Annotated in this window: 25 protein-coding genes and 1 tRNA gene; 17 read left to right on the top strand and 9 right to left on the bottom strand. The window is 46.4% G+C overall.

Annotated elements, in window-relative coordinates; all coding sequences use genetic code 11:
* Positions 1–202 precede the first annotated feature (202 nt).
* The 3 genes from DWZ03_RS07510 to DWZ03_RS07500 all read left to right on the top strand — a co-directional run bounded on the left by DWZ03_RS07510 (position 203) and on the right by DWZ03_RS07500 (position 2,629).
* Complete coding sequence (locus DWZ03_RS07510) at positions 203–1,141, top strand: toprim domain-containing protein (RefSeq protein ID WP_120129432.1); 939 nt, start codon at positions 203–205, stop codon at positions 1,139–1,141.
* A gap of 178 nt (positions 1,142–1,319) precedes the next feature.
* The gene (locus DWZ03_RS07505; protein WP_120129430.1) at positions 1,320–1,685 is read left to right on the top strand and encodes a MobC family plasmid mobilization relaxosome protein; all 366 of its coding nucleotides are present in this window, start codon (positions 1,320–1,322) and stop codon (positions 1,683–1,685) included.
* Positions 1,682–2,629, top strand: coding sequence for a relaxase/mobilization nuclease domain-containing protein (locus tag DWZ03_RS07500; RefSeq protein ID WP_120129427.1), 948 nt, complete (start codon positions 1,682–1,684; stop codon positions 2,627–2,629). Before DWZ03_RS07505 ends, DWZ03_RS07500 begins: the two co-directional genes overlap by 4 nt.
* Before the next feature lie 114 nt (positions 2,630–2,743).
* On the opposite strand, the gene DWZ03_RS07495 is transcribed toward DWZ03_RS07500, so the two are convergent.
* Positions 2,744–3,496: a response regulator transcription factor gene (locus DWZ03_RS07495; RefSeq protein WP_120129424.1), complete on the bottom strand. Its 753-nt coding sequence runs from the start codon at positions 3,494–3,496 to the stop codon at positions 2,744–2,746.
* A gap of 89 nt (positions 3,497–3,585) precedes the next feature.
* Here DWZ03_RS07495 and DWZ03_RS07490 point away from each other — a divergent pair, with 89 nt between their 5' ends.
* The 5 genes from DWZ03_RS07490 to DWZ03_RS07470 all read left to right on the top strand — a co-directional run bounded on the left by DWZ03_RS07490 (position 3,586) and on the right by DWZ03_RS07470 (position 8,999).
* Entirely contained in the window at positions 3,586–4,335 is a 750-nt protein-coding gene (locus DWZ03_RS07490) for a DUF1349 domain-containing protein (RefSeq protein WP_120129422.1), read from the top strand.
* Positions 4,336–4,362: 27 nt separating this feature from the next.
* Entirely contained in the window at positions 4,363–4,908 is a 546-nt protein-coding gene (locus DWZ03_RS07485; RefSeq protein ID WP_120129419.1) for a flavodoxin family protein, read from the top strand.
* A gap of 131 nt (positions 4,909–5,039) precedes the next feature.
* On the top strand, positions 5,040–7,367 hold the full coding sequence (locus DWZ03_RS07480) for a hybrid sensor histidine kinase/response regulator (RefSeq protein ID WP_120129416.1): 2,328 nt from the start codon (positions 5,040–5,042) through the stop codon (positions 7,365–7,367).
* Positions 7,364–8,677 (top strand): sigma-54-dependent transcriptional regulator, encoded by a 1,314-nt coding sequence (locus DWZ03_RS07475; protein ID WP_120129413.1) that lies wholly within the window; start codon positions 7,364–7,366, stop codon positions 8,675–8,677. Before DWZ03_RS07480 ends, DWZ03_RS07475 begins: the two co-directional genes overlap by 4 nt.
* Positions 8,678–8,756: 79 nt before the next feature.
* Positions 8,757–8,999, top strand: a complete 243-nt coding sequence (locus DWZ03_RS07470) for a hypothetical protein (RefSeq protein ID WP_120129410.1) — start codon at positions 8,757–8,759, stop codon at positions 8,997–8,999.
* Between the two features lie 64 nt (positions 9,000–9,063).
* Here DWZ03_RS07470 and DWZ03_RS07465 read toward each other — a convergent pair whose 3' ends face one another.
* Positions 9,064–10,035, bottom strand: coding sequence for a glycosyltransferase family 2 protein (locus tag DWZ03_RS07465; RefSeq protein WP_044467808.1), 972 nt, complete (start codon positions 10,033–10,035; stop codon positions 9,064–9,066).
* A 51-nt stretch (positions 10,036–10,086) separates the two neighbouring features.
* Positions 10,087–10,464 (bottom strand): GtrA family protein, encoded by a 378-nt coding sequence (locus DWZ03_RS07460; protein ID WP_005833184.1) that lies wholly within the window; start codon positions 10,462–10,464, stop codon positions 10,087–10,089.
* 187 nt (positions 10,465–10,651) lie between these two features.
* Between DWZ03_RS07460 and DWZ03_RS07455 the strand changes: the two genes are divergently transcribed.
* From DWZ03_RS07455 to DWZ03_RS07445, 3 genes are all read left to right on the top strand, one after another.
* Positions 10,652–12,385, top strand: coding sequence for an ArnT family glycosyltransferase (locus DWZ03_RS07455; protein ID WP_120129407.1), 1,734 nt, complete (start codon positions 10,652–10,654; stop codon positions 12,383–12,385).
* Between the two features lie 20 nt (positions 12,386–12,405).
* Positions 12,406–12,942, top strand: coding sequence for an HD domain-containing protein (locus tag DWZ03_RS07450; RefSeq protein WP_005827246.1), 537 nt, complete (start codon positions 12,406–12,408; stop codon positions 12,940–12,942).
* A 79-nt stretch (positions 12,943–13,021) separates the two neighbouring features.
* Positions 13,022–15,799 (top strand): putative LPS assembly protein LptD, encoded by a 2,778-nt coding sequence (locus DWZ03_RS07445; protein ID WP_117749122.1) that lies wholly within the window; start codon positions 13,022–13,024, stop codon positions 15,797–15,799.
* 3 nt (positions 15,800–15,802) lie between these two features.
* On the opposite strand, the gene ung is transcribed toward DWZ03_RS07445, so the two are convergent.
* A complete protein-coding gene (ung, locus tag DWZ03_RS07440; protein WP_005827240.1) occupies positions 15,803–16,465 on the bottom strand; it encodes a uracil-DNA glycosylase in 663 nt (220 codons plus the stop codon).
* Between the two features lie 104 nt (positions 16,466–16,569).
* Complete coding sequence (gene asnA, locus DWZ03_RS07435) at positions 16,570–17,607, bottom strand: aspartate--ammonia ligase (protein WP_008664075.1); 1,038 nt, start codon at positions 17,605–17,607, stop codon at positions 16,570–16,572.
* Positions 17,608–17,819: 212 nt separating this feature from the next.
* On the opposite strand from asnA, the gene DWZ03_RS07430 reads away from it, so the two are divergent.
* The 5 genes from DWZ03_RS07430 (at position 17,820) to DWZ03_RS07410 (ending at position 21,048) form a co-directional block, all read left to right on the top strand.
* A tRNA-Arg gene (locus DWZ03_RS07430) sits at positions 17,820–17,892 on the top strand.
* A gap of 121 nt (positions 17,893–18,013) precedes the next feature.
* Entirely contained in the window at positions 18,014–18,655 is a 642-nt protein-coding gene (gene msrA, locus DWZ03_RS07425) for a peptide-methionine (S)-S-oxide reductase MsrA (protein WP_034522775.1), read from the top strand.
* Between the two features lie 6 nt (positions 18,656–18,661).
* Positions 18,662–19,135, top strand: a complete 474-nt coding sequence (locus tag DWZ03_RS07420; protein ID WP_120129404.1) for a hypothetical protein — start codon at positions 18,662–18,664, stop codon at positions 19,133–19,135.
* Between the two features lie 92 nt (positions 19,136–19,227).
* Positions 19,228–20,058, top strand: a complete 831-nt coding sequence (locus DWZ03_RS07415; protein ID WP_005833169.1) for a MerR family transcriptional regulator — start codon at positions 19,228–19,230, stop codon at positions 20,056–20,058.
* Positions 20,059–20,166: 108 nt separating this feature from the next.
* A complete protein-coding gene (locus DWZ03_RS07410; protein WP_120129402.1) occupies positions 20,167–21,048 on the top strand; it encodes an alpha/beta hydrolase in 882 nt (293 codons plus the stop codon).
* A gap of 421 nt (positions 21,049–21,469) precedes the next feature.
* Here DWZ03_RS07410 and DWZ03_RS07405 read toward each other — a convergent pair whose 3' ends face one another.
* A complete protein-coding gene (locus DWZ03_RS07405) occupies positions 21,470–21,907 on the bottom strand; it encodes a PepSY-like domain-containing protein (RefSeq protein ID WP_120129399.1) in 438 nt (145 codons plus the stop codon).
* A gap of 202 nt (positions 21,908–22,109) precedes the next feature.
* On the opposite strand from DWZ03_RS07405, the gene DWZ03_RS07395 reads away from it, so the two are divergent.
* Entirely contained in the window at positions 22,110–22,736 is a 627-nt protein-coding gene (locus DWZ03_RS07395; protein ID WP_016273017.1) for a hypothetical protein, read from the top strand.
* A gap of 55 nt (positions 22,737–22,791) precedes the next feature.
* On the opposite strand, the gene DWZ03_RS07390 is transcribed toward DWZ03_RS07395, so the two are convergent.
* The 3 genes from DWZ03_RS07390 to DWZ03_RS07380 all read right to left on the bottom strand — a co-directional run bounded on the left by DWZ03_RS07390 (position 22,792) and on the right by DWZ03_RS07380 (position 26,059).
* Entirely contained in the window at positions 22,792–23,547 is a 756-nt protein-coding gene (locus DWZ03_RS07390) for an HAD family hydrolase (protein WP_008664065.1), read from the bottom strand.
* A gap of 130 nt (positions 23,548–23,677) precedes the next feature.
* A complete protein-coding gene (locus DWZ03_RS07385; protein WP_005827213.1) occupies positions 23,678–25,015 on the bottom strand; it encodes a glucose-6-phosphate isomerase in 1,338 nt (445 codons plus the stop codon).
* Positions 25,016–25,063: 48 nt separating this feature from the next.
* Positions 25,064–26,059: an NAD(P)H-dependent glycerol-3-phosphate dehydrogenase gene (locus tag DWZ03_RS07380; RefSeq protein WP_009037944.1), complete on the bottom strand. Its 996-nt coding sequence runs from the start codon at positions 26,057–26,059 to the stop codon at positions 25,064–25,066.
* Between the last annotated feature and the right edge of the window lie 92 nt (positions 26,060–26,151).

Genomic DNA, 26,151 nt, shown 5'->3' with positions numbered 1-26,151 from the left:
ACTGCTACGCTCTCATCGACCTTACATCAAAGACATTTTGCTGATGAAAAGAGAAAGAAACTACCGACATGCTTTCTCTTTCGGTGAATGTTTTGATGAAGGCGTGATGAGAGGCTATTATGTTGATATACAATAAGAATACAGTCCCATTCATCAAATCATCGTTTTATCAGCCATCATCAAATCCATAGGAATATACATTATGAACATTCAAGAAGCAAAAACAATCAGACTGGCAGACTATCTGCAAAGTTTGGGCTACTTGCCCGTGAAGCAGCAAGGAAACAACCTTTGGTACAAATCCCCGTTCCGGCAGGAAACAGAAGCATCGTTCAAGGTGAGCATGGAACACAATCTGTGGTTCGATTACGGACTGGGCAGAGGCGGCAACATCATCGCATTGGCGCAGGAACTTTACTGTTCGGACTATGTACCCTATCTGCTTGGTAAGATAGCGGAGCAAATGCCACACGTCCGACCTGTATCTTTCTCTTTTCACCAGCAGGCATCCGAATCGAGTTTCCAACATCTGGAAGTGAAAGAACTTTCCCATCCGGCATTGCTCCGTTACTTGCAGGAACGGGGTATAGATACCGCCTTGGCAAAGCCGGAATGTAAAGAATTGCACTTCACCTATAACGGCAAGCCCTATTTCGCCATCGGGTTCCCGAATGTGGCAGGAGGCTATGAGGTGCGCAACCAATTTTTCAAGGGCTGCATCGCCCCGAAGGACATCAGTCATATCCGTCAGCAGGGAGAGCCGAGGGAGAAATGCCTCGTGTTCGAGGGCATGACGGACTATCTTTCATTTCTCACCCCGCGGATGAGGAACTGCCCTACCATGCCCAGCCTTGACGGGCAGGATTACGTCATTCTCAATTCGGTGTCCAATGTCTCCAAAGCCATTGACGTGCTGCATGGATACGGGTGCATCCACTGCCTGCTTGACAATGACGAAGCAGGGCGGAAAGCGTATTGGAAACTGGAAAAAGAGTTTGCCGGGCGTATTAGGGATTTCTCCCAAAACTACAACGGATATAAGGATTTGAACGATTACCTGTGCAACAAGCGACAGAATTTAACCGTCAATCCACCGCCACGAACCATCGTTAAACCCAAGAAAAAAGGGTTGGGACTATGACATTCCAAAAGGGAAAAAACGGGAGCTGCCCGAAATTCATCCGATGGAATTGGAGAGGTAGCAAGTTTGTGTTTCGGGTGTCCCGAAACCGCTTGCTACCCGTTACGGACTTTTGTCCATAACTCAATCCCGTCGGTCTATACAGTATAGTCAGGAACATAATTAGAAGAAATGAAACATGGAGCAGAATAAGAAACACAAGGAACGTAACAAGGGCGGTCGCCCCAAGAAAGAGGAGACCGAAAAATTGAAATACCGTGTCGCAGTGAAGCTGGCGACAGCCGACTACTTCCGTCTGCTGATACAGGCGCATGAAGCCGGAGTATCGCCGAGCGAGTATATGAGGGAATGTTTCCGAAACGGTCATGTAAAGGAACGGCTGTCGGAAGAACATGCCGGATACATTCGCCAACTTTGCGGCATGGCGAACAACCTCAACCAGCTTGCACACAAAGCGAATGCCGGAGGTTTTTTAGAAGCCCGGTGGGACTGCAAGGTGGCAGTGGCAAGGATTCACGAACTGATAAGCAAGATAGGGATATGATGGCAAAAATCGTAAAGGGAAGCGACTTCAAGGGTGTGGTGGACTACATCCTTGACAAGAGCAAGGGTACGCAGGTGGTGGCACACAACGGCTTGTTCATGGAAAACAAGGAAACCATCGCAATGAGTTTCAATGTACAGTCACAGATGAACGGCAAAGTATCGAAGCCTGTCGGGCACATTGCATTGAGTTTCTCCAAAGAGGATGAAGCACGGCTGACCAATCGTGTAATGGCAGGTATCGCACTTGAATATATGGAAAAAATGGGAATCCGGAACACACAGTTTTTCATCGCCCGTCACTTTGACAAGGAACATCCGCACGTGCATATTGCCTTCAACCGCATTGACAACAACGGCAACACCATTTCGGACAGGCACGAGCGGTTTCGTAGCACCCGTATCTGTAAGGAGCTTACCTTGAAATACGGTCTGCACATGTCGGAGGGCAAGGAAAATGTCAAGCGCAACCGCCTGAAAGAGCCGGACATGACAAAATACGAGCTTTACGACATTCTCAAAAGGGAAGTCGGCAGATGCGGTAACTGGAACGTGCTTGTCGCCAACTTGCAACGTCAGGGTGTGGAAGTCAGTTTCAAGCACAAGGGGCAGACGAATGAGGTACAGGGTGTCGTATTCACTAAAAATGGCTACCATTTCAACGGTTCAAAAGTGGATAGGCGTTTCAGCTATTCCAAGATTGACGCAGCATTGCAGCGCAACAGATACAATGAGCGTATGGGAATAACAGCCAAAGTACATGAAGTTGCCATGCCAAGCGCACCATCCGGCACGGCACTCGGCGAGTTATTCAACGGTTCGTTGGGACTACTGAACGGCAACGGCTCATCTTTCAACGCCGCTGATGCGGAAGCCAATCAGGAAATGGCGGAGATATTGCGGAGAAAAAAGAAAGCCAAGCGCAGACGAGGCATGAGGCTATAAATCTTATTTGTTAATAGGCAAAGCCATATCTTGAAAATTCAGCATATTCAAATAGAGTACACAAAATTTCAATTCAATATCAAACGATACTAAAAATAATGTGAAATCCGTTGTCTATATAAGACGCATACGTAAACCTATCTCCACGGCTGCGGCAGTATTGGTAACGCGCAGCCGCGTGAGAATATCTTGGCGGTGGCGGCTGACCGTGTTGACGGATATGGAGAGTTTGTCCGCAATCTGTTTGCTGCCTTCGCCTTTTGCCAACAGGGAAAGAATTTCTATTTGACGGCGGCTGAGCAATCGGCTGTCAAACTGTTCCAAGCAAACGGTTTCACCGGTACGTGTGTTGATAATACAGCCTTCCATGACTTCATTAGTTTGCGGAAAAGGTGCATAAGTACAAAGTCCTAACCATATACTGCCATTGGCATGGCAAAGCAAATATCGGGTAGTGTGGAGTACGGATAGGGGCGGCATTCCTTGCCTTTGAAAATGAACGACGCAAGTGGCATTGAAATCGGGCTTTTGGGTTGCCGGGACAGATTCCAAGAAACGGAAAAAACGGAGTTCGAGAATATGGCGTTCCACCAATTCCTCATCGGGGATATTGTCAAACACTTCATGCTCGAAGACGGAATTCTTGTTCTCAGTATATTCCGGCAATCCTAATGTCTGCCCGAACAGACCGGAATAAATATGGTTCACATTGTTTTGGAAATCAGAGAGGACCGCAATGCCATTGGTCGCTTGAGCGTACGCATGGGCATAGCCTTTGGCTGTTTCCAACCATTCATCCATGTCACTTTCCGCGTTGAAATTCTGCCCTGTCAGCAGGGATTGTAATCTGTGTTCCTGTTCGTGCATCCGGAAAATTGGTTATTATTCACCATTGCGGCATTGTCCTATTTTGCCTAATTTTGCGGCAAAAATACTAATAATAAACAACTTAGGCAATGAAAAAGACAATTATTTATCAGGCAATCCTTGCCGGATGCCTCACGTTGGCCGCATGCCAACCAAAAAATGAGACCACACAGAATGAAGCCAGACAAACCGGAAGCACCGATGTGGCAAGCAGAATTGCAGACTGCAAAGTCACTTTGGGCGATGTCACTTTTACCCATGCCATCAATGGCGCAGATACGTGTGTAAGTTTGCTGGCTGACGGGGCATTGGAATTCCGTTGTGCCGAAGGACTTGATTTCTTCTGCGACCCGAACGAAGGGAAGCTATCCAACAACACACTGCCCGTATTGCTTATTCCTACGGACAATACCAAACCGTTCACGCTGACAGCCAAGGTAACTCCTGAGTTCACAGCAGAGGGACTTTACAATGCAGCCGACCTGTTTGTGTATGTCAATGATACGCTTTGGCAGAAACTGGCCTTCGAGCAGGACGAATATGGCAATCACCGCATCGTATCGGTACGGACACAAGGCACATCGGACGACAACAACCATGACAAGATAGATGCCCCATCGGTCTATATGAAAATATCTTCCGATACCCGGACCATCGCCAGCTACTATTCATTAGACAAAAAGGAATGGCACATGGTACGTCTGTATCGTAATTACTATCCCGACCGGATTTATCTCGGTATCAGCAGCCAGTGTCCGCAACGCGGCAGATGCACAAGCCGTATCGAGGAAGTCACGCTAAGCCATGACAATGTGGGCGATTTCCGTATGGGAGAATAAAAGATTTGAATAGAGAGATTAAGGAAAATGGGCAAACGCATATTGATTTTGACCGGCAGTCCGCGAAAAGGCGGTAACAGTGACCTGATGGCAGACGCTTTTGCAAAGGGAGCGTCAGAGGCAGGCAATATTGTCGTGCGGTTTGATACTGCACATAAACATATTCAAGGTTGCAGGGCTTGCGACAACTGTTTCAGCAAGGGGAAAGCCTGTGTTTTCAATGATGATTTCAACGAACTGGCATCATTGATGGCGGAAAGTGACGCCATCGTATTCTGTACCCCTCTTTATTGGTACTCGTTTTCCACCCAGATGAAAGCTGCCATAGACAAGTTCTATTCTTTCATAATAGGCAAAAAGGAGTTGCCTGTCAAGGAGTGCATGCTCCTTTCATGCGGAGAGTTGGAAGGCCCTCATGTATTTGACGGTATGGTACGCTCTTTTGAACTCATTGCACAAGACAGGGGATGGAAAGACAGAGGCCACTATCTCGTCAACAGTGTCAGTGAGAAAGGTGCAATTTTAAATACCAACCACCTGCAAAAAGTTTATGATATGGGAAAAGGATTTTGAAATGTTTATTGAGAACACTATAAAAACATTTTGATGTAGTAATCACATTGGATAAAGCCACAAAGACTATGCAGCCCGTAAGCCGATAAAGACCTACGGGCTGTATTATAATCAATCAACAGCAGCTACCCATGAAACGACATACCGCAGACACAAAACATTTCCGCACGATGATTGCCGCAGGCTACTTGTTGGTATGCCTGTTGGCAGGAGGCATCATGTACCTGTGGCTTCAAGAATGGCAGGAACTTGAGGCATTGGAAACGGAGAACAAGCAGATAAATGCTTTCCGTCAGGAGATACATCATGCCTATGCCAAGACGATAGAACTTTCCCTTTTGGGTGAAACGATATTGGAATGGGAAGACGATGATGTGCAGACCTATCATCGTAAGCGTTTGGAGGTGGACAGTATGTTGTGCCGTTTCAAGCAATCTTACCCTACAGAGCGCATTGACAGCGTGCGCCACCTATTGGAAAGCAAGGAACAGCATTTGCGGCAGATAATGCAAGTCCTTGACGAGCAAGAGGCCATCAATGAACGGATAGCCGAACGTGTACCCGTCATTGCATGGAAAAGCACACAGGAAGAGCCGAAGAAAGCGAAGCGCAAAGGCTTGTTCAGGCTGTTCGGTAAGAAAGAAAAGCCGGAACCCACAGCCACTACAACCATGCTCTACACACTGAACCGTGACGTGATAGCACGACAAAAGACGCAAAGCCGCCAATTGTCCGAATACGCCGACAGCCTCGCCGCAAGGAACACGGAACTGAACCGCCAACTGCAAACGCTCATCCACCAAATGGACAAAAAGGTACAGACAGATTTACAACGGAGGGAAGCGGAAATAATCGCCATGCGTGAACGGTCATTTATGCAGATAGGAGGTTTGACAGGTTTTGCCGTTCTCCTTTTGTTGTTTTCATATATCATCATTCACAGATATGCCAAACAAATAGGCAAATACAAGAAAGATACCTCTTCTCTGATTGGACAACTCCGTGAATCCAACAGGAAAAACGAGGAATTGATAATATCCCGAAGAAAGGCTATGCACATAATCACCCATGAACTGCGTACACCGCTGACCGCCATACACGGTTATACGGAACTGATACGCAGCAACGGCACGGCGGAAAACAAACGCCATGCGGAAAGCGTGCTGCAAGCCTCAAAACGGATGATTACAATGCTTAATTCTCTGTTGGGTTTCTTTCGGTTGGAAAGCGGAAAAGAGAAGATGAATATCACCCTTTTCAGATTGCAAAGTATAACTGATGCACTGGAGGCGGAATTTCGACCTATGGCGGAAGTCAAGGATTTGAAACTCACCGTGGAAAATGATGCGGACGTTATCCTCATGGGTGACAGGGAGCGCATCATGCAGATAGGTGGCAACCTGCTTTCCAATGCCATAAAGTACACACAAGCCGGAAGCGTTTCTTTCCGTTCGGGTTATGACGGAAAGACGCTTGCCCTTATCGTGGAGGACACGGGCAGCGGCATGAGTGAGGAAGAACGGCAACGGGTGTTCGGGGAGTTTGAACGGCTCTCGAATGCCGCCACGCAGGACGGCTTCGGGCTGGGATTGTCCATCGTCAAACGCATCGTGGACATGATGCACGGTACAATCCGACTGGAAAGCGAAAAAGGCAGGGGTAGCCGTTTCACGGTGGAAATCCCCATGAATACGGTGGATAGCGTTTCCGATGAAGAAACGAACAAGTCGGAAAGCCATTTTGAACGGTCATTCTCCGTCATGGTGCTGGACGACAACGACATTCTTCTTTCGATGGTGAGGGACATGTACGCCCATTGCGGTATCCGTTGTGATGCGTGTGACAACACGAGCGACTTGATGGAGGCGATACGCACACGGAATTATGATTTGCTGATTACCGACCTGAAAATGCCGGAAATCAACGGTTACGAAGTATTGGAATTGCTGCGCTCATCCGACATCGGTAACTCCAAGACTATTCCCGTAATCGTGGCGACCGCTTCCGGCAGTTGTACTGAAGAGGAATTGTTGGCACACGGTTTTACCGCCTGCCTGTTCAAGCCTTTCGATATGGCGGAACTGATAGCAGTTTCAAGGAAATGCCTTTCTTTGGTAACGGACAAGGAAGAACAGCCCGATTTGTCTTCCCTGCTCGCCTATGGGGATAAAGCTGCCATACTCGACCGCCTGATAACCGAGACGGAAAAGGATATGCAGATTATAAGGGAAGCCGCAAACAGAAACGACCGCAATGCGTTGGACGAACTGGTACACCACCTGCGTAGTTCGTGGGCGGTAATCCGTGCGGACAGGCCATTATGGAAACTGCATGAATTGCTCCACCGTGATGAGGAATGCTCTAATGACGAGATAAAGCGTGCCGTGGACTCTGTATTGAAAATGGGTGAAATGATTATGGAACTGGCGAGAAAGGAAAAGAAGGAGGAAGTCAGATGAGAGTGTATGTGATTGAGGATAATCCCATCTATAACGATTACGTCTGCAACCTGCTCAAAAAGGGAGGGTTCGATACCGTGCAGGCTTACCGGATTTCAACCGCCAAGAAACTGTTGGCAAAAGCGGAGGAGGGTGACATCGTACTTGCCGACCTGCGCCTGCCCGACGGTGAGAGTATCGACCTGTTGCGGTGGATGCGCAAGGAAGGAAAGATGCAGCCGTTCATTGTCATGACCGATTATGCCGAAGTCCATACGGCAGTGGAGAGCATGAAACTCGGCTCTTCCGACTATATACCCAAACGACTGATTGAGGACAAACTTATTCCACTTGTCCGTTCACTGCACAAGGTACAAGAAGGGAAAAAGCATACTCAAATACCTATCTTCACACGTCAGGGCGAGGCATACCAAGATATCAAGAGGCGTGTCCGCCTTGTCGCTCCCACACGGTTGAGCGTATTGATACTGGGTGAGAACGGCACGGGCAAGGAACATATCGCACAGCACATCCACGCCCAAAGCAAACTGTCGGACAGGCCGTTTGTTCCCGTGGATTGCGGCTCATTGTCGCCAACATTGGCTCAATCCACCTTCTTCGGGCACAAGAAAGGTTCTTTTACGGGTGCTGACAGCAACAAGGCAGGCTACTTCGAGGAAGCCGAGGGAGGTACACTCTTTCTTGACGAGGTGGGCAACCTCTCGTTGGAAACGCAGCAGATGTTGCTCCGTGCCATACAGGAACGGCGTTACCGTCCCATCGGGGCAAAAGAGGACAAGACCGCCAACGTGCGGATAGTGGCGGCGACCAACGAAGATTTACAGAAAGCTGTTGCCGATAAACGGTTTCGGGAAGATTTGTTCTACCGCCTGAAAGAGTATGTGATAACCGTACCGCCATTGCGTGATTGTCAAGAAGACATACTGCCGTTGGCGGATTTCTTTCGTGAAACGGCAAACAAGGAGTTGGAACGTAATATTAAAGGTTTCAACGCCACCGCCCGTAATGCCCTGCTCACTTACCCGTGGCCGGGCAACGTGCGTGAATTGAAACAGATGATATTGGCAGCGGTACTGCAAACGGAGGGCGACACAATAACAGTGGAGGATTTGGAACTTGCCGTAACGAAACAGACCTCTTCCGTCAGTTTCGCCCTGCGTAACGATATGGAAGAAAAGGACAGGATTCTGCGTGCCTTGAAGCATGCGAACGGGAACCGTAAGGTCGCCGCCGAATTGCTCGGAATAGGACGTACAACGCTGTACAGCAAATTGGAAGAATACGGATTGAAGTATAAATTTCAGCCATAGCCTGTAATTCTCTGAAAATGGAGGCAACGATTAAACCGGATATATTCGGTTAAGATAAAAACGTCCTATAATAAAAATCATGGGACGCTTTGATATGTTTCCGATTTTTATTGCTACTTTTGCATCAAGACGAGTGACATTGATAGCAACTCACGGCAAAGCGCAGAAACAGACACGGTTGCCAACTCGTTACCTCAATTTTATTCTTCCTTTCAAACCTCTTATAAATAAAGAGGTTATAAAAGTTTTCCAGAATTTTGGCAAAATCTTGCCAACTTGTCGGCAAGAAAGACACACACTGTTCCCTATACCTTTATTATAGTGTGATAGCGTGACAAGTGTTTTTCCTTTTTAAAACTTTTATGTAGAATGATGATGGGCTTCTTTTATTCTGTTTTGTCGGATGGCATCAGAAGCTCTTCTTCATTGTAGCGCGGTCGGTCTTTCACTTCAATGTATATTTTGCCGATGTATTCGCCCACAATTCCCAAGGACACAAGTATCACGCCTCCTACCAACCAGACGGAAATCATCAGTGATGACCATCCGGGAACGGTGTTATGCTGTGTGTAGGAGTGAAGTGTCCATCCGGTGACACATAGTGCCACAAGAATAAAGATGCAGCCTATCCAAAAAATCATACGGACTGGTTTGACGGAAAAAGAAGTGATGCCGTCAATGGCAAAGTTGAGCATCTTCCGGAAAGGGTACTTTGATTCTCCGGCAAAACGCTTGTCACGATTGTAGTACACGCTGTCCGTCTGGTAGCCGATGAGGGGAACCAGCCCCCGAAGAAAAAGGTTGCGCTCGCGGAAGCGGCATAGGTGTTGTATAGCCCGCTGGCTCATCAGGCGGTAGTCGGCATGGTTGTAGACGGATTTTACCCCCATTGCCTTCATCAGCCGATAAAAGACCAAAGCGGTGTTGCGTTTGAAGAAAGTGTCGGTCTTCCGTTCTTTACGTACGCCATAAACGATGTCATTGCCCGCTTTATAGCTGTTTATCATGTCCGGAATCACCTGGATGTCATCTTGCAAGTCTGCATCAATGGAGATGGCTATCTCGCAACGCTCTTTTACTGCATTGAGTCCTGCTAGCAGGGCATTCTGGTGTCCTACGTTTCCTGCCAGGTTCAGTCCGCAGGCATAGGCCGTATTTTGGTGCAGTTCTTTGATGATAGCCCATGTCTGGTCGGTGCTTCCGTCGTTTACATATAATATATAGCTTTCCGGGGAAATTTGCCGGGCTTGTATCAGCCGGTCGAATAATTGGCTCAATCGTTTATGGGTTTCATGCAGCACTGCCTCTTCTTTGTAGCAAGGTACGACAACGGCGAGTATGGGAGAGTTTTCCATCATAGAACAAATCTTTTTGCAATATTCGTAAGAAATCGGGAGAAAAACAAATTATCACTCTTTTCTTTTGAAAACGAAACGTACGAGTAAGAAGTTGACCGGAATGGCGATGGCGAAAACCGGAATGGGGGCCAGAGGTTTGGGGATGCCCATCCAGAGAGAGAGGTTCAGCAACCCCATGTGTAGCAGATAGCTGCATAAGTGTGCTCCTCCAAATCCGAAGGCTTTTCTCCATGAGGGCTTTCGGCCGAAGGTAAAGTAAGCAGTCAGATAGAAATTGGCGATGAAGCTGAGAGCATATCCCAGTGTATAGGCTATGTTTACATTGATAACCCGTTGTAATACAAAATACAATCCGTAGTGCAGAGCTGTCGCAAAGATGCCCACCATTACGAAGCGTACAAATTCCGGTAGTTGTTTCAGCCGCTTCATCTTAACATTAAATATCTACTCTCTGTTGCCATTATCATTGGGGCGGCAAAGTTAGGCATTGTTTCAGAATTATTTGTAATTTTGCTTTGCGAAATTAAGCTGCATCTCAGCAAATTGCAAATAAATTTGCATCTGCTTTCGGTTTGCGCTATCTTTGCGTCCAGAAAACATAAAAAACAAATAAGGTATGTCGGACAGAAAGAAGGCGTTCTGGTTTATTGCGCTGCTGAGTGTGCTTGTGGTTGTTCCCTTTCTGGGAGAAACCATTTTTTATTCCAAGGGGGAACCGCGGGAGGCGATTGTTGCCCTTTCTATGCTGGAAAGTGGAAACTGGATACTTCCGGTGAACTATGGTACTGATATTGCTTATAAACCCCCTTTCTTCTACTGGTCAATAGCCGCCGTCTCTTCCCTTTTTGGAGAGGTGACGGAGTTTTCCGCCCGTTTCCCGTCTGCATTGGCTTTTTTAGCCATGCAGTTAATGTTCTTTGCCTTTGTGGCAAAACGTAAAAACGTTCAAACGGCGTTTCTGGCCTCTATTCTTCTTTTGTCTTCTTTCGAGGTGCATCGGGCGGCTGTCGCTTGTCGGGTCGATATGGTTCAGGTTGCCTTTATCGTTATTTCCCTTTGTCTGCTGTTCCGCTGGGATGAGAAGGGATGCCGCGGAGTGCCCTGGCTTGCGGTGTTGCTGATGGGATGTGCCACGTTGACCAAAGGGCCGGTAGGCTCCATATTCCCTTGCGCGTGTATCGGTGTGTATCAGTTGTTGCGCGGACGTTCTTTCTGGAAAGCGTTTTTCTCGTTGGTAGGTATCGGCTTGCTTTCTTTTGTTCCTTATTTAGCTTGGGTATACGTAGCTTACAGACAAGGTGGACAACCGTTCCTCGATTTGGTTCTGGAGGAGAATACCGGGCGGTTTATGGGCAAAATGTCCTACGAGTCCCACGAAAATCCTATATGGTATAATTTCCTGACTTTGATTTGGGGATGGATTCCCTGGACGTTGGTTCTGGTAATTTCCTTGTTTGGCTTGAAGTGGAAAAACATGCATTGTCTGCCGGAAGGGGAGACCCTGCTGTTGCGGTTGAAGAAGGGCTGGACTGCTTTCCGCAACCAGTCTCCGGTACAATTGTTCACGTGGCTGGTCATTCTGATAATCTTTGTCTTCTACTGCATCCCCAAGAGTAAGCGGAGCGTTTATCTGCTTCCCATCTATCCGTTTATGGCAGTGCTGATAGCTGAGTATCTGTTGGCTTTGGTACAAAAGGGGGCACGAGTTTTCAGGATTTGTGCAATCATCTTTGCTTCTTTGGGCTTGTTGCTTACGCTTGTTTTTGTCGTAGTTCGTCTCGGCCTGGTTCCCGACAGCGTTTTTGGAAGTGGACGCCATGCCGCTGAGAATGTAGCCTTTATGCATGCGTTGGAGGATGTGGCTTTGTCTGTTCCCAAGTGGCTCCTGGTAGCGCTTCCCGTAGTAGCCGCTGTCTGCACATTACGCATGGTGATAAAGCGTGCGGATAGCCGGTCATTATTATATGGCATAGCAGGATGTATGCTCTGCCTTTTCGTATCATTGGATTCGGTTTATCAGCCCACGGTGCTGGCTGTGAAATCAGATAAACATTTGGCTGAAAGGGTCAATACGTATGTTCCGGAAGGTGTGGTCTATTCTTACTCGAAAATGAGTTTCTATGGTGTTAACTTCTATCTGAAAGACCGCATGCGGCACATTGAAAAGGAACGTCCGTCCAGCGGGGAGGGCTATTTGTTGGTTCCCGTAAAGGAGGAGGAGAATATGTTGGGAGAGCTGGAACAGACGTATCATCTGGAAAGGATATTCCGTACAGACAGACGCAGTTGTGATATGCGTAATGAAATCTGCATGTATAAATTTAGGGCGATTGACATTCATAACCCATAATTTATAACTCATAACTTAAAATGAATCCGATAGATATCATTAACAAATATTATCCGGAAGAGAATGAGTTGCGGCATATACTGTTGACGCACAGCCGTTCCGTAGCCGACAAGTCGTTATGGATTGCCGACCGCCATCCGGAACTTTCATTGGATAAGGATTTTCTGTACGAGGCTGCCATGCTGCACGATATAGGCATTTTTCTTACAGATGCGGCAGGTATCCATTGTTTTGGCGACAAGCCTTATATCTGTCACGGTTATTTGGGAGCCGACCTGATACGCGGCGAAGGCTATCCCCGCCATGCTTTGGTTTGTGAACGCCATACGGGTGCCGGACTTTCATTGGAGGGAATCATTGCGCAGGATTTGCCCGTACCGCATCGTGAAATGGTTCCGGTCAGCTTGGAAGAACAAGCTATCTGTTTTGCCGATAAGTTTTATTCAAAAACTCATTTGGAAAAGGAGAAAAGTGTAGAAAAAGCCCGAAAAAGTTTGGAACGTTATGGTGAAGAAGGGGTACGGCGCTTTGATAATTGGTGCGAACAGTTCTTGTAGCAATCTAAATTTCTTTAAAAAGGGAGATTATCCGTATAAATTATGTACTTTTGCCCCTCCAAGCGTAAACTATTAGTTAATGACGCCATTGAAAGCAAATACATTCATATCATTCATACTACTATTCGTCTTGCTTCTTCTCTCCGGTGGGGCTGCTTCTCAGCGCCGTAGAACGAAGGTCGCGCCTCCGAATGTTCAGCGGACAGACACGTTGCAGGTAGGGGATAGTTTGCAGATGGGAGTCTCCCTGCAAGGGGGAAAGGGGCTTCCTGCCGATTCGTTGCAACAAGATACGGTAGCGGCTGCGCCTCCCAAGAAGGATGCATTGGATGCTCCCGTAGCCTACGAAGCCAATGACTCCATTGTATTTACGCAGAGTGGCTTTGCCCATCTTTACGGCCAGGGAAAGGTGAGTTATCCGGGTGCTGACCTGGAGGCTGATGTCATCTCTATGGATATGGACAACAGTACGGTTTTTGCCCGTGGCGTGGTCGATTCTGTAGGAACAGCCAAGGGAAGACCGGTCTTCAAAGACGGGGACACCTCCTACGAAACCGATACTATCCGTTATAACTTCAAGAGTAAAAGAGGTCTTATCAGCAATGTTGTCAGCCAGCAGGGCGAGGGATACGTGACCGGTAATAATGCCAAGAAAGGGAATAATGATGAACTCTATATGAGGAGCGGTCGTTACACGACTTGTGACCATCATGACCACCCCCATTTTTATATGCAGATGACTTATGCCAAGGTACGTCCGAAAAAGAACGTGGTGACGGGACCTGCCTATCTGGTAGTAGAGGATGTGCCGCTTCCGCTTGCCGTTCCATTTTTCTTTTTCCCGTTTTCTAGCAGTTACCAGTCCGGTTTTCTGATGCCTACCTATATGGATGACTCCAATCGTGGCTTCGGTCTGACGGACGGTGGATATTACTTCGCCATCAGTGACCAAATGGACTTGAAGCTGCGGGCGGATATCTTCACGAAAGGTTCTTGGGCGCTGAATATGGAGTCGAACTATGTGAAGCGTTACAAATATTCCGGTTTGCTGCAGGCAAGCTATCAGGTGACCAAGACCGGTGACAAAGGCTTGCCCGACTACTCGGTTGCCAAAGACTTCAAGGTGGTGTGGTCTCACCGGCAGGACCCGAAAGCGAGTCCGAATTCTACTTTTTCTGCCAGTGTGAACTTTGCTACCAGTAGTTATGAGCGTACCAATATCGGCAATATGTACAACTCCCAGGCAATGTCGCAGAATACCAAGACTTCCAGTGTCAGCTATTCGCGTAACTTTCCCGACCAGCATCTGAGCATCTCCGCTTCAGGTAATATTGCCCAAACCATGCGCGACTCCTCTATCGCGGTGACTTTACCGGACATGACCATTTCCTTGAGTACCATTTTCCCTTTCAAGCGCAAACATGCAGTGGGAGATGAAAAGTGGTATGAGAAGATTTCCGTTCGCTATACTGGCCGTGTGAAGAACAGTATCAAGACGAAGGACAATCTGTTGTTCAAGAAGAACCTGATACGCGATTGGGAGAACGGTATGCAGCATGAGATTCCGGTAAGTGCCACGTTTACTTTGTTCAAGTACTTCAATGTGACGCCTACCGTAAACTATACGGAGCGTTGGTACACCCGCAAGGTGAAGAAGGACTGGGACGATGAGCAAGGCAAGGAGGTGAATGATACGACCTACGGTTTTCACCGTGTATACGACTACAGTGCCAGTCTGGGTATCAATACCAAAGTTTATGGTATGTACAAGCCATTGTTTATGAAGAAGAAGGAGATACAGATACGTCACGTCATCACTCCCTCCATCAGTTTCAGCGCTGCACCCGATTTCACTTCGTCCCGTTTTGGCTATTATGACTCTTATATAAAAGACCAGAACGGCATTCGCGATACCGTGCAGTATTCCTATTATGCCGGTCAGGTGTTCAGTCCGCCAAGTGGAGGAAAGCAGGGGCTTATCAGTTTCAATATCTCCAATAACCTTGAAATGAAGTTCAAGGATAAGAATGACTCTATCCGCAAGGTGAGCCTGATTGACGATTTGAGTATGGGTATCAGTTACAACACGGCTGCCCAGGTGCGTCCTTGGAGTGACTTGAGCTTTAATCTCCGTCTGAAGTTGAGCAAGAGTTATACGTTGAGTATGAGCTCTACCTTTGCCACTTATGCTTACGAGTTTGATGAGAACGGAAGGGTGGTGCCCGGTAACCGTACGGAATGGTCGTATGGCCGTTTCGGTCGTTGGTCGGGATATGGTACGTCGTTCAGTTGGACCGTGAACAATGATTCGTGGAAGAAAATAAGGAACTTCTTCACCGGTCAGAAGGATGACGAGGAGCAGGACCAAGACCAGAATGCCTCGACGGAGGGAGACAGTGACATGGAGGGCGAAACCACCGAGGACGGCACTCCGAAGAAGAAGAAGGAAAAGGCTGCTGCCGATGCTGACGGCTATCAAGTATTCAAAATGCCTTGGTCCATCAACTTCAGTACCGGTTTCAATATAACGGAAGACACCAGTAAGCCCATTAATCGTAAGAACATGCGTTATCCGTACAAATTCAGCCTGAACTCCCTTAATATAAACGGTAACGTCAAGCTTACCAACAAATGGGCTATCAGCTTCAACTCCGGTTATGACTTCAATGCGAAGGAGATAACGCAGACCGCTTTCAACATCACACGTGACCTACACTGTTTCAGCATGACGGCTGCCATATCACCTTTCGGACGCTGGAAATACTATAACTTTACCATCCGTGCCAATGCAAGTATCCTGCAAGACTTGAAATGGGAACAGAGAAGCCAGACTCAGAGTAATATTCAGTGGTATTGATGTTTACCAAATTATTTCCGTCTCTCCATGTTCCCGCAAATACTCGTTTGTTTTGCTGAAATGCTTGTTCCCGAAGAAGCCGTTATAGGCGGATAGGGGAGATGGATGTGCCGAGGTAAGTACCAGATGTCGGCTACGGTCGATGAATGCCCCTTTACGTTGGGCGTAGGCTCCCCAAAGAATAAATACAAGATGCTCTTTTTCTTCGGCGAGAATGCGGATAGCCGCATCTGTAAATGTTTCCCAACCTCGGTTTTGGTGAGAACCGGCTTGGTGTGCACGTACGGTGAGGGTAGCATTGAGCAGCAATATGCCTTGCTCTGCCCAGCGTGTCAGATTGCCGGTAGTGGGGGCATCAGTGCCAATGTCATTTTTTATTTCCTTGAAAATATTAAGTAAGGAAGGAGGGAAAGGAACACCGTCATTTACGGAGAAACAAAGTCCGTGTGCTTGTCCCGGACCATGATAGGGGTCTTGACCGATTATCACGACTTTTACTTTGTCAAAAGGGCATAGGTTGAATGCATTGAATATCAGCTTTCCCGGAGGATATATTGCATATTTCCCATATTCGTCCCGTACAAAATCAGTCAATGTACGGAAATAATCTTTCTCAAATTCAGGTTGCAGATGTGCTTTCCAGCTTTCTTCTATTTGAACATTCATAATTGGATCTGTTAGTAGTTTCGGATGCTAAAGTACAAAATAAAAAATAAAGTCCAACCTTTTGAGGGGGTGAACTTTATATTATATGACGGGATAAATGTATATCAAATCAGGTGTATATTGTGTTCCTTGCACTCTTTGCGCATATCTTCCGGCCAGATACTGGCTTGTATCTCACCGATATGCGCCTTGCGCAGATAGAACATACAGAGGCGGGACTGCCCTATACCGCCACCGATGGAAAGCGGCAGTGTATCATTCATCAAGCGTTTGTGGAAGTAAAGTTCCAGGCGTTCCTCTTCGCCTTCCTCTTTGAGCTGGCGAAGCAGGGCTTCCTTGTCTACGCGGATACCCATGGAGGAAAGTTCGATGCTGCGTTGCAGGATGTGGTCCCATAGCAGGAGGTCACCGTTCAGTCCGGGGAGGTCGTTCAGCCCTTTGCTGGTATAGTCGTCGTAGTCCGGGGCGCGTCCGTCGTGCTTCTTGCCGTCGCTCAGCTTGCATCCGATACCGATGATGAACACTGCACCGTATTTCTTGCAAATGGCATGTTCGCGGCATTTGGGTTCCAAGTCCGGATACAGTTGGCGCAATTCTTCGGCATGGATAAAGTGAAGTTTCTGGGGCAGGCAAGGCTTGATTTGCGGATACATCTCATATACCATATATTCTGTGCGCACCATAGCTGCATAGATACGGGTTACTATCTCCTTGAGGAATTCCACATTGCGGTCTTCGGCAGTAATGACGCGTTCCCAGTCCCACTGGTCTACATAAAGGGAATGCAGATTGCCCAGTTCTTCATCGGCACGGATGGCATTCATGTCTGTGTAGATGCCATATCCCGGTTCGATATGGTATTCGGCAAGCGTGAGGCGTTTCCATTTGGCGAGGGAGTGCACCACTTCAGCTTTGGCGTCGCCCAAATCTTTGATAGGGAAAGTTACGGCACGTTCCACTCCATTGAGGTCGTCATTGATACCCATTCCTTTCAATACGAACAGTGGAGCTGTCACACGTCGCAGGCGCAGTTCGGAAGAGAGGTTCAATTGGAAGAACTCTTTAATTTGTTTAATCCCTAATTCAGTCTGTTTTAGGTCCAATAAAGGTTTGTAACCTTCAGGTGTTATCAGGTAGCTCATAAATTTATTCAGTATAACTTCTATTAAATTGCTCGGCAAAGATAGGAATAATATTGATACTTGCTTCTGTTTTGTGGGAAAAAAGAACAAAATGTTTGTGTAATTGCGGTTAGTCTTCTCAAAGTAATAATAAAAATATTCCTCGGTTTGATATAAAAAGCGTTTGAATGTTAGGAATCTGCTAATTTTTTTATACTTTTGCATCCACATTTGGCTCCGTAGCTTAGTGAATAGAGCGTCAGATTCCGGTTCTGAAGGTCGTGCGTTTGAATCGCACCGGGGTCACAAAGAAAGGAACTCCCTTTGCATGAATATTTTGCAAAGGGAGTTTCTTTTTATACAATACATCCAGAAAAGTCAACCATACGGTTCTCTTTCTTGTTATAATTTCCATAGAGTTAGAGGTATGAAACAAATAATATTTATTTTTGCAATGTTAATGACTTGTCTGTCCTATGCCGGTAAGCCGGAAGGACGGTCAGAAAGGAGAACAGACATGAAACCAATGAAAGAGATTTATCTGGCAGGAGGATGTTTTTGGGGTACCGAACATTTCCTGAAACAAATAGAAGGTGTGGAGGCTACCCAGGTGGGATATGCCAATGGAAATATAGCCAATCCTACCTATCAGCAGGTGTGTACCGGTACCACGGACTTTGCCGAAACCGTAAAAGTACAGTATGATCCCGATGAGGTGGACTTACCTTTCCTTATCGACCTTTATTTCAAAACGATTGACCCTACCAGCCTCAATAAGCAAGGGGGGGATAGAGGTACACAGTATCGCACGGGTATCTATTATACGGATACCGCCGACCTGCCTGTTATTCGTGAAACCGTTGACCGGCTGGCTGCCAACTACTCCCGTCCGTTGGTTGTAGAGATAGAGCCTTTGAAGAACTTCTATCTCGCCGAAGATTATCATCAAGACTATCTGGACAAAAATCCTGGTGGATATTGCCACATTAACCCCACCTTGTTCGACCTGGCACGTAAAGCGAAGATGAAGAAAGAAGGAGATGGCGAGTATTTAAACCTGGAAAAGTAACGGACAATGGATATACTGTTAATAAGTAATGAAGATACGTGCCGCAGCCGTATCGCGCAGGAACTCCTGCATGCATTTGGCAGGGGAATGAATATCTCTACGGCAGGAATTATGGAGGGGAACTGCGTTCCCGATGCCGTGTGCAATGTGATGGAACAGAATGGTTTCAGCGTGTCTCGCAAGAAACCGTCTGGTGTCGGGACCTATACGCACCGGTCGTGGGACTACGTGATTACCCTATGTAAAGAAGCCGGAGAAGAACTGAAATTTATCACTCTGGATGCCAAGCAGCAGGTGCATTTTGATTTTGAAGATCCCTTTAAAAATCGTTTTCAAAATGAAAGTGAGCAGGATCAACAAGTTGCCACACTCTATGAAACCGTGTACCGGCGGCTGTATGAATTTTACCGCGATGAACTGAGCGAGCAGCTGTTGCCTCGTTGTACGTGCGGTGCAAATACCTATTGCCGTTGTGAATAGTGAAATATGTGTTTTTTTTTTGAAGCAATCTCTTGACTCGTCCCTAAGGGCAGGACCTATCTTTGCATCATAAACAAAATGCGCATGAGTTTATGAAGAATAAAATGAAGTTTAAAATCGGAGAGTTTTCCAAACTTTGCCAAGTGACCGTTAAGACGCTTCGTCATTATGAAGAGATAGGATTGATGATACCCGTTGAAGTGGATGAGTGGACGGGGTATCGCTATTACGACATCAGCCAGCTCCGGTGTATGAGCCGTATTGTTTACCTCAAGCAATTAGGGTTCAGCCTCGAAGAGATATCCGAGTTGTTTGCCGATGGCAAGGAATTTCCGGATGCTGAATTGTTGAAGGTTAAAATAGAACGTTGCAAAAACGAGATTGAACACTTGATATGGCGGCAGACCGAACTTGCCAAATTGGAAAATTTACTCCATAAACAAGAGAATGTTATGGAAAAAGTGTTTAAGAAATCCCTCCCTTCAAGAATTTTTGCTACCCATCGCCGTAAAATAGACTCTTATCAGGAGCTGTTCAATCTTTGTCCGAATATCATCGGGCCTGAAATGTACCGTTTGGGTTGTGAATGTCCTGCCCCGGAATATTGTTTCACGGTGGAATATAATGAGGAATATGGGGTTGATATTGATATCGAGTTTTTTGAAGCGGTGGCTGAACGCAAGGAAGATTCGGAACTGATTAAATTCAAGGAACTTCCGGAAGTGCCGGTTGCGCTCTGTGTCAACCATTACGGTGCTTATGAGCATATGCCCGAAACTTTCGCCGAGCTTTTTGCGTATGCCGAGACAAATGGATACGAGGTCATTGACCGTGCCCGGTTTTGCCATATTGACGGCATTTGGAACAAAGAAACGGTGGATGAATGGATGACGGAAATTCAGTTGCCCATCAAACTTTCTTAATCAGCCTTTGATTTCTGCGGAAAGCTTTCAACCGTGAGAATACCTAAAAATAGGGATAGGTAGTCAACTTATTTTCTGCGAACTTTGCAGACTGAAAAAAGAATTGAAATGAGAAGCCTGCATATTCTGTTCATATTGGTAGTTGTCACTTGGCTCGGTTTTCCGCTGAGAGCGCAAGAAGCTATTTCTATCGGGACTCGCCACACTTTGTTTTCGCATGTCTTGAATGAGGCTAGAGAATATTGGGTGTATGTACCTGCAACCCGCCCGGGTGAAAAAGAGGAAAGTTATCCGGTTCTTTATTTGCTGGACGGTGATTCTTTTTTTCATTCGGTGGTAGGTTTTACTCGCTTGTTTTCCACCTCCAAAGTTTCTTCCTTACCGCCCTGTATCGTTGTGGCTGTCCTGAATACAAACAGAACCAGAGACTTTACGCCAACCTGTTCCGCTGCCCGGCGTGACGGAACTGTCCGTCCGGGCGATAAACCGGAAGGGGGTGGGGCAGGACAATTTTGCCGTTTTCTGACGGAGGAACTACGCCCCGCAGTGGAACAAGACTTGCCGGTGAATGGACAACACTTGTTGGCTGGACATTCTTATGCCGGGTTGTTCACGCTGCATGTTTTGCTGAATTATCCCAGTGCATTTGATACATACATCGCCATAGACCCCAGTTTATGGTGGGATAAAGGATATTTTCAGAAACAGGTAGAACGGCAGGTGGATAAGGTTGACTTTTCAGGAAAGCAACTGTATGTTGCGTTTGCCACTCAGCCGCGTCTTGATAGGAAGCTGATCCACTTTCCCCTGACAGATGATTTTATAGGGAGTGCAGTTCCTCGTATGGAGAAGCGGCATTTGCGGGTGGTATCAAAAAAGTTCCCGGAAGAGACGCATGGAACGGTTGCTCTTCCGGGATTTTATGACGGACTGAAAACGTTGTTCTTCCGTTCTGCGGTTGGAATTTCTCTGCCGAACGAACCTCTCTGAAAAAAAATCTATTTTTCAGTAAGCTGAATGATATGCGCCATTGTACTAAGGGGACTACCTATACCATGGTGAGGTCTGCCAAAATCCTAAAAGCGTCATAGCCTGAGTCGCCTTCCGGCAGGAAGCGCCGAGAAGCGCCGTTTCCTTATAAATCAGTATTTTCAGCTCCGGAGAAGGTTGAGTGTCCTTCTCCGGACACACTGATTAAAAAACTGCAAAAGTGCAGCCGGGGCTTCGTTGACTCCGGGCAATTGGAATAGTAGTACAACTACTGTTGTACAATGAGCGCAGCACCATATGCCCTGCTACCGTACGGAAGTGCATAAAAAAACAGTTGCCTGGAGAAACCCTCTCCAAGCAACTGTTTTCAGCTTCTTGATACTTAACTTTATAATCTACATATTCTAAATCTTTCTTGTCATCAATCGTCAATGTCAATCACCCTCATTTTAGAGTCAAATGTAATTTCCCAACGATTAGACAACTTTATCTCATACTCATTGTCATCGTACTCAATCTGAAGAATTCTTGCATCCGGATAATTGGTCTTTACATAGTTACGTATCGCTTCCGGTACAATCTGTGCAGGAACTTCACTTTGTCTGCATCGTACCTCCTTCCATTCTCCCGGTTTATCAAATTCTACCTTCTCCCCATTCGTGAACACCACATCATAGCTTTTATAAAACATTCCCGACTCCAATTTAGCCATTGCCACCTTATGGTCTTTAAAATAAGTCTTGATAAATGTCTGCGCCTTCGCCGGCAACTGGCTCACCTCTATCGGCTTATCATTATCTGCCATTACCATTGTGTGCACTGCAAACATACAAACCAACATCATAACTAACTTTTTCATACTTTTCTATTTTTAATAATTAATACTTTATTTGTTTTCTGTATTGCAAAGATGGGAAGGAAATCTGGAAAGAATTGGGAAAAAAACTCTATTTTTGGAAATGAAAAAAAATCTATTTTTGAAAATGGGTGTTGCGGCTCTTCACCTATGAATTTTTGTTTGCAATGAATATTATTTAAAGACACAATAGACTATTATGGCTATGAAAATATTAAATCAGTTTATCGATGATTTTGTAGGTGTTTTCCAATATCGGTTTATGGATACCTTTCAATATTTTAAAGAAAGGAAGAAAAGTAAATATTTGGGAGATAGATTTGAGGAATGGGTTGTGAAGAACTCTAATATTAGTAAAGAAGGTTATCCGGACCTCTGTGACAAGAAAATATTTTGGCGGCTTTTAGATTGGAGAGGTGATAAATACATTGAGGGTTATAGACCTCTGTCTTCATCATCTCCGGATTTGTTGATGGAGTGTGTTACCACTACGAGTACCATTCATGAAGTTGGAGATATTATAGCTGTAGAATGTAAATGGCGAAGTAAGATAGGTTTTTATCTCGATATAAAAGACATTGAAAAGTACGAAAGGTATATGAACTCTAATCTGTTGAACCGTCCGATAAAAAACTTGTTTTATGTTTTTGGCTTTGGATGGTGTGGTGACGGTCCGGAATCTGTTTATGTAGTTCCTGCCAGAGAATTGTACGATTATGATAAAGATACTCGTAGGATAACGTTCCCTATTAAAGAAACCGAGAAGGAGAAAATGAGTAGATTGGAGCGTTTTAAGAAGAAAGACAATAGATGCCTTCTGTATATCAAGTAATGGTATTACTTGGTTATATAAGCTCCAATCAACTGTTATATTGTTTGGGTCGCCGTCAATCTTTGTGGCGAAGGCTATTACTGGCATCTAATGCGGTTTGCAACCTTTCCCAGTCGTCACAAAGCGCCTGCATGGACGGAAACAATAAATCTGCTCCGGCATCCAGTAATACCTGCCTGTCCAGCGGACCGGTATTGACTGCCACAGTGAATATGCCGGCTGCTGTTCCGGCTTGTACTCCGATAGGTGCATTTTCTACAACTATAGCTTCGTTGGCTTGTACTCCGGCTTTTTCCAGTCCCATTAGATAAGGCTCAGGATGAGGCTTTCCGTATTTCACATCAAAGGCGGTCACCATGTGGTCGCGCTGAAACATACCAGGGAAGTTGTGGGCAAGGCGGTTCAGCAGGGAGTGTTGGCCCGAACCGGTGACAAGTACCGGAATAAGTCCTGCCGCTTTTACCTTTTGCAGCACTTCCCAAGCACCCGGCATACGTTCCGGTTCCGGGTGGGTACTGAATTCGGCGCTTTTCTCTGCATAGATGCTTTCTATCATCTCGGGAGTGGCATCCTTGCCATACTGGCGTTGATAAACGATGTTGATGGTGGAGGCTCCGGTACGTCCCTCGTGCATGTATGCCTCTTCACGGCTCAAGTGCAGGCCATGACGTTCCATTACTTTATGCCAGGCATCGGCATGGTAGGGCATGGAGTTGAATAACACACCGTCCATGTCAAAAAGAACGGCTTTCAGTTGGATGTAGGGGTGCCCGTGCTTTTCCAGATAACGGGCGATAGAGTTTTCGAACACTTGGTAGATTGAGGATTAAAAATTAAGGAATGCAGGGTAAATAAATTGAGAGTTGAAAATCGGGAAACGGCTTTTCATTGCGCTTATTGCACAGTCATTTCTCAATTCTCAACTCTCAATTCTTGATTTATCAAAGTCTTGCCTGGATGGCTTTGGACTCTTCTTCGTAGCCCGGCTTGTTCAGCAGTGCAAACATATTCTTCTTGTATGCTTCCACACCCGGTTGGTTGAATGGGTTGACTCCCAGAATGTAACCGCTGATGCCGCAAGCTATTTCAAAGAAGTAGAGCAGACCTCCGATGCTTTCTTCATTCAGTGCAGGGATAACGATGCGCATGTTGGGTACGCCGCCGTCAACGTGGGCAAGCTGTGTTCCCAATTCAGCCATCTTGTTCACTTCGTCCACGTGCTTGCCTGCCAGGAAGTTCAGTCCGTCGAGGTTGGCTTCGTCCGAAGGTACTTGCAGGGAGTGCTGTGTCTTCTCCACGGAGATGACAGTTTCGTAGATGGTACGTTCGCCTTCCTGAATCCATTGTCCCATGGAGTGCAGGTCGGTGGAGAAATCTACGGCAGCAGGGAAGATACCCTTGTTTTCCTTACCTTCGGATTCACCATAAAGCTGCTTCCACCATTCGCTTACGTAGTGCAGTTTGGGATTGTAGTTTACGAGGATTTCAATTTTCTTACCGTTCTTGTAGAGCTCGTTACGCGTAGCTGCATAGATGGCAGCAGGATTTTCTGCAAACGGAACATCTTTTCCACAAGCCTTTTCCATGGCAACTGCACCTGCAACCAGTTTCTCAATGTCGAAACCTGCTATTGCGATGGGCAGCAAGCCTACCGGAGTCAGTACGGAGAAACGTCCGCCCACGTTATCGGGGATGATGAAGGATTTGTAGCCTTCGTTGTCGGCCGTTACGCGGGCAGCGCCCTTTTTGGCATCGGTGATGGCAACGATAACCTTCTTTGCCATATCCTTGCCGCGTTGGTCTTCGCATTGCTTTTTCAACAGACGGAACGCCAAGGCCGTTTCAGTGGTAGTACCGGATTTGGAGATGTTGATAACACCGAATTTCTTGTCTTTCAAGTATTCGGTGAGTTCATATAGATAATCTTCACCGATATTGTGTCCTGCATACAGAATGACCGGAGCCGTTTTCTTGTCTTGCAACCAAGTGAAGCTGTTTGACAAAGCCTCTATCACCGCACGTGCACCGAGGTAACTTCCGCCAATACCGGCAACTACTACTACCTCGCAGTTGTCACGCAACGTCTGTGCGGTAGCCTTTAGGTCGGCCAGGTGCTCTTTAGTGATGGAAGAGGGGAGGTGCAGCCAGCCTAAGAAGTCGTTGCCCTTACCGGTACCATTCTCTAATGCTTCCTGTGCAGCCTTTACTTGGGCTTCATAGGCGAAAACGTTTTCTTTGGAGATGAATCCAAGAGTCTTTTCAATGTTCAAACTAATCATAATATTCTAGGTTTTAAATTCAGTATTTCGTTTTATCTTTTTTCGCGCTTACCGGAATGAATCGGTAAGCAGCTTGATTTCAATCGTCGGCGAGATACGCTCATACAGAATGTTGTATACTGCATCTACAATAGGCATGTTGACATGATAATGCTTGTTGATTTCCTTGATACATTTTGTACCGTAATATCCTTCAGCAATCATTTCCATCTCAATCTGCGCGCTTTTCACGGAGTATCCCTTGCCAATCATCGTACCGAATGTGCGGTTGCGGCTGAAATTGGAATATCCCGTCACCAGCAGGTCACCTAAATAAACGGAATCACTTACGTTTCTGTTCAGCGGATGTACCGTTTGCAGGAATCTGTTCATTTCCTGTATGGCATTGGACATGAGCACAGCCTGAAAGTTGTCGCCATATTTCAGACCGCTGCAGATACCGGCTGCAATGGCATATACATTCTTCAGCACCGAACTGTATTCAATGCCGGCAACGTCATTACTGACAGAGGTCTTGATGAATGAACTGGCCAGTTTGCGGGCAATGGTGCAAGCCTTGTCGGTGTCGGGACAAGCAATGGTCAAATAAGAAAGGCGTTCCAGAGCCACTTCTTCCGCATGGCAGGGACCTGCCAATACAGCAATATTCTCAGCCGGGACGCCATATTCCTTAGTGAAATATTCCGAGACAATCAAGTTGTCATCGGGCACAATACCTTTAATGGCAGTGATGATGAATTTATCCTTAATCTTAGTCTTCAGTTTCTTCAAGTGAACCTTCAGATAAGGGGAAGGTGTAACGAAGATGAGCGTATCAGATTCTTTCACGACATCATTGATGTTGGAGTTGAAGTTGATACGCTTGGTATCAAACTTGACGCCCGTCAAGTAGGCAGGGTTATGACCAAGCCGTTTGAAGTCGGCAATACGGTCATCGCGTCGCATGTACCAATTTATAGACTCCGCTTGTGACAGAACCATTTTTGCAATGGCAGTTGCCCAACTTCCTCCGCCCATGATGGCTATCTTACCGGGTAGTTTCATATCGAAATTAATAATTAAAAATTAAAAATTAAAAGAGGGGAAAGGAGTACCTTCCTCCTCCTCTTATCTTTAATCTTGCCTATTTAATTCTT

Origin of the sequence: Bacteroides sp. AF29-11 (assembly GCF_003602895.1) — a bacterium.
Taxonomy (GTDB): Bacteria; Bacteroidota; Bacteroidia; order Bacteroidales; family Bacteroidaceae; genus Bacteroides; species Bacteroides uniformis.
This window is presented reverse-complemented; position numbering and strand designations above follow the sequence as displayed.

Excerpts from the sequence above, each read along its gene's own strand:
- DWZ03_RS07485 (WP_120129419.1), top strand. The coding sequence starts at position 4,363 with ATGGGCAAACGCATATTGATTTTGACCGGCAGTCCGCGAAAAGGCGGT.
- DWZ03_RS07455 (WP_120129407.1), top strand. The coding sequence starts at position 10,652 with ATGTCGGACAGAAAGAAGGCGTTCTGGTTTATTGCGCTGCTGAGTGTG.
- msrA (WP_034522775.1), top strand. The coding sequence starts at position 18,014 with ATGAAACAAATAATATTTATTTTTGCAATGTTAATGACTTGTCTGTCC.
- DWZ03_RS07495 (WP_120129424.1), bottom strand. The coding sequence starts at position 3,496 with ATGCACGAACAGGAACACAGATTACAATCCCTGCTGACAGGGCAGAAT.
- DWZ03_RS07500 (WP_120129427.1), top strand. The coding sequence starts at position 1,682 with ATGATGGCAAAAATCGTAAAGGGAAGCGACTTCAAGGGTGTGGTGGAC.
- DWZ03_RS07460 (WP_005833184.1), bottom strand. The coding sequence starts at position 10,464 with ATGAAGCGGCTGAAACAACTACCGGAATTTGTACGCTTCGTAATGGTG.
- ung (WP_005827240.1), bottom strand. The coding sequence starts at position 16,465 with ATGAATGTTCAAATAGAAGAAAGCTGGAAAGCACATCTGCAACCTGAA.
- DWZ03_RS07415 (WP_005833169.1), top strand. The coding sequence starts at position 19,228 with ATGAAGAATAAAATGAAGTTTAAAATCGGAGAGTTTTCCAAACTTTGC.
- DWZ03_RS07420 (WP_120129404.1), top strand. The coding sequence starts at position 18,662 with ATGGATATACTGTTAATAAGTAATGAAGATACGTGCCGCAGCCGTATC.
- DWZ03_RS07445 (WP_117749122.1), top strand. The coding sequence starts at position 13,022 with ATGACGCCATTGAAAGCAAATACATTCATATCATTCATACTACTATTC.
- DWZ03_RS07385 (WP_005827213.1), bottom strand. The coding sequence starts at position 25,015 with ATGATTAGTTTGAACATTGAAAAGACTCTTGGATTCATCTCCAAAGAA.
- DWZ03_RS07465 (WP_044467808.1), bottom strand. The coding sequence starts at position 10,035 with ATGATGGAAAACTCTCCCATACTCGCCGTTGTCGTACCTTGCTACAAA.
- DWZ03_RS07480 (WP_120129416.1), top strand. The coding sequence starts at position 5,040 with ATGAAACGACATACCGCAGACACAAAACATTTCCGCACGATGATTGCC.
- DWZ03_RS07395 (WP_016273017.1), top strand. The coding sequence starts at position 22,110 with ATGAAAATATTAAATCAGTTTATCGATGATTTTGTAGGTGTTTTCCAA.
- DWZ03_RS07510 (WP_120129432.1), top strand. The coding sequence starts at position 203 with ATGAACATTCAAGAAGCAAAAACAATCAGACTGGCAGACTATCTGCAA.
- DWZ03_RS07470 (WP_120129410.1), top strand. The coding sequence starts at position 8,757 with ATGGGACGCTTTGATATGTTTCCGATTTTTATTGCTACTTTTGCATCA.
- asnA (WP_008664075.1), bottom strand. The coding sequence starts at position 17,607 with ATGAGCTACCTGATAACACCTGAAGGTTACAAACCTTTATTGGACCTA.
- DWZ03_RS07475 (WP_120129413.1), top strand. The coding sequence starts at position 7,364 with ATGAGAGTGTATGTGATTGAGGATAATCCCATCTATAACGATTACGTC.
- DWZ03_RS07490 (WP_120129422.1), top strand. The coding sequence starts at position 3,586 with ATGAAAAAGACAATTATTTATCAGGCAATCCTTGCCGGATGCCTCACG.
- DWZ03_RS07450 (WP_005827246.1), top strand. The coding sequence starts at position 12,406 with ATGAATCCGATAGATATCATTAACAAATATTATCCGGAAGAGAATGAG.
- DWZ03_RS07380 (WP_009037944.1), bottom strand. The coding sequence starts at position 26,059 with ATGAAACTACCCGGTAAGATAGCCATCATGGGCGGAGGAAGTTGGGCA.
- DWZ03_RS07410 (WP_120129402.1), top strand. The coding sequence starts at position 20,167 with ATGAGAAGCCTGCATATTCTGTTCATATTGGTAGTTGTCACTTGGCTC.
- DWZ03_RS07505 (WP_120129430.1), top strand. The coding sequence starts at position 1,320 with ATGGAGCAGAATAAGAAACACAAGGAACGTAACAAGGGCGGTCGCCCC.
- DWZ03_RS07405 (WP_120129399.1), bottom strand. The coding sequence starts at position 21,907 with ATGAAAAAGTTAGTTATGATGTTGGTTTGTATGTTTGCAGTGCACACA.